Raw genomic sequence first — 2645 nt, 5'->3', positions numbered from 1 at the left:
GCGCCCCGCGGGGCGCACCCGAGGGGCGCGTCACGGGGCGTGCCGCGGCGCGTGTCCCGGCGTCCACGGGCTGACCGAAGCCGACAAGCCCGGCCCCCGAATCCTGTCGCATCGCCTGTCGGCGTACCCGCGGGTCACTGATCAGACTGGTGGATCCCGCAACCGCAACACGAGGGGGACCCACCCATGATCGGCTCGCGCATCGCCGCCGTCGGCCACTACCAGCCCGCCCGGGTGCTCACCAACGAGGACCTGGCGGGCCTGGTCGACACCAGCGACGAGTGGATCACGAGCCGGGTCGGCATCCGCACCCGCCACATCGCGGGCCCCGACGAGCCCGTCGACGAGCTGGCCGCGCACGCCGCGGCCAAGGCGCTGGCGACGGCCGGACGCACCCCCGCCGACATCGACCTGGTGCTGGTCGCCACCTCCACCGCGATCGACCGCTCGCCCAACATGGCGGCCCGGGTCGCCGCACGCCTCGGCATCCCCGGCCCCGCCGCGCTGGACCTCAACGTGGTGTGCGCCGGATTCACCCACGCGCTCGCCACCGCCGACCACGCGGTACGGGCCGGATCCGCGCGCCGCGCGCTGGTGATCGGCGCCGACAAGATGTCCGAGGTCGCCGACTGGACCGACCGCACCACCTGCGTCCTCGTCGGTGACGGGGCGGGCGCCGCGGTCGTCGAGGCGACCGAGGCCCCCGAGGAGGCCGGGATCGGGCCCGTGCTGTGGGGCTCGGTGCCGGAGATGGGCCACGCGGTGCGGATCGAGGGGACGCCGCCGCGGTTCGCGCAGGAGGGCCAGAGCGTGTACCGCTGGGCGACCACGCGGCTGCCCTCCATCGCCCGCCAGGCCTGCGAGAAGGCGGGATTCGCGCCGGAGGACCTCGCCGCGGTCGTGCTGCACCAGGCCAACCTGCGGATCATCGAACCCCTCGCGCTCAAGATCGGCGCGGTCAACGCGGTCGTCGCCCGGGACGTCACCGAGTCGGGCAACACCTCGGCCGCGAGCATCCCGCTCGCCTTCGCCAAGCTCGTCGAGCGGGGCGAGGTGACGTCCGGCGACCCGGTCCTGCTGTTCGGCTTCGGCGGGAACCTCTCGTACGCGGGGCAGGTCGTCCGCTGCCCCTGACGGCGGACACCGGGGAGACCGGCTCCGCCCCGGCCCCTTTGTCCTGTGAGTGGAAAAAGTAGGGGGCAATTCCTGCGCGACTTCTTCCCACCTCCGGCAGCCGCTGCTACGTTCCCTTCGAAAGCACGCCACACACGTGGCCGGAATCCGGCGCGCAGAGGCCGACCGAGGCGGGGAGGGGTTCGTGAGACGCATGACGGCACGGCCCGCGAACGCCCACCAGGCCCGACTGCTCAGGCTGTTGCGCGACGGTGGCCCCAACTCCCGCGCCCAGCTGGGTGACCAGGTCGACCTCTCCCGGTCGAAACTGGCCGTGGAGGTGGACCGGCTGCTGGAGACGGAACTCGTCGTGGCCGACGGACTCGCCGCCTCGCGCGGCGGCCGGCGCTCCCACAACATCCGCCTCAACCCGCACCTGAGGCTCCTGGGCGTCGACATCGGCGCGACCTCGGTCGACGTCGCCGTCACCAACGCCGAACTGGAGATCCTCGGGCACATCAACCAGCCCATGGACGTGCGTGACGGGCCGGTCGCGGTCTTCGAGCAGGTCCTGGCCATGGCGGCGAAGCTGAGGGCCTCGGGACTCGCGGAGGGGTTCGACGGCGCCGGCATCGGCGTCCCGGGCCCGGTCCGCTTCCCCGAGGGCATCCCGGTCGCACCGCCGATCATGCCCGGCTGGGACGGCTTCCCCGTGCGGGAGGCGCTCAGCCAGGACCTCGGCTGCCCGGTCATGGTCGACAACGACGTGAACCTGATGGCGATGGGGGAGCAGCACGCGGGCGTCGCCCGCACCGTCCCCGATTTCCTCTGCGTCAAGATCGGCACCGGCATCGGCTGCGGCATCGTCGTCGGCGGTGAGGTCTACCGCGGTACGACGGGCAGCGCCGGCGACATCGGCCACATCCAGGCCGTACCCGACGGCCGCCCGTGCGCCTGCGGCAACCGGGGCTGCCTGGAGGCCCACTTCAGCGGCGCGGCCCTGGCCCGGGACGCGCTGGAGGCCGCCGAGCAGGAACTCTCCGCCGAACTCGCGAGCCGCCTGGAGACGAACGGCACGCTGAGTGCCGCCGACGTCGCCGCCGCGGCCGCCGCGGGGGACGCCACCGCGATCGACCTGATCCGCGAGGGCGGCAGCCGCACCGGCCAGGTCATCGCCGGCCTGGTCAGCTTCTTCAACCCCGGCCTGGTGGTGATCGGCGGCGNNCGCCGCCATCCGCACCCAGGTCTACCGCCAGTCGCTGCCTCTGGCGACCGGCAACCTGCCCATCGTGCTGGGAGAACTGGGCCCCACCGCCGGAGTCATCGGCGCGGCCCGGCTCATCAGCGACCACCTGTTCTCACCCGCGTAACCAGTCCTCCGCCCCACCGCACGCAGCAGCACCCTCCGCTCCACCGCACGCAGCAGCAAGCCCGGCTCCACCGCCCAGGACGACTCTGCCCTCCCCGTGTAGAGCACCCACCGTTTCCACCGATGGAACAGCGCACCGGCACCACGCACCCCACCCCGCCGC

General features: G+C 73.4%; 1 protein-coding gene and 1 pseudogene. Both read left to right on the top strand.

Annotated features, from left to right (window positions below):
- Positions 1 to 186: 186 nt before the first annotated feature.
- Positions 187 to 1134, top strand: coding sequence for a beta-ketoacyl-ACP synthase III (locus tag AOK18_RS29785; RefSeq protein WP_055696316.1), 948 nt, complete (start codon positions 187 to 189; stop codon positions 1132 to 1134).
- A gap of 193 nt (positions 1135 to 1327) precedes the next feature.
- A pseudogene (locus tag AOK18_RS29780) lies at positions 1328 to 2336 on the top strand (ROK family protein); the annotation flags it as partial.
- Positions 2337 to 2645 lie beyond the last annotated feature (309 nt).

Origin of the sequence: Streptomyces prasinopilosus, assembly GCF_001419695.1 — a bacterium.
Lineage (GTDB): Bacteria > Actinomycetota > Actinomycetes > Streptomycetales > Streptomycetaceae > Streptomyces > Streptomyces prasinopilosus.
The sequence above is the reverse complement of the archived record's forward strand: the minus strand, read 5'-3'. Positions and strand labels throughout refer to the sequence as shown.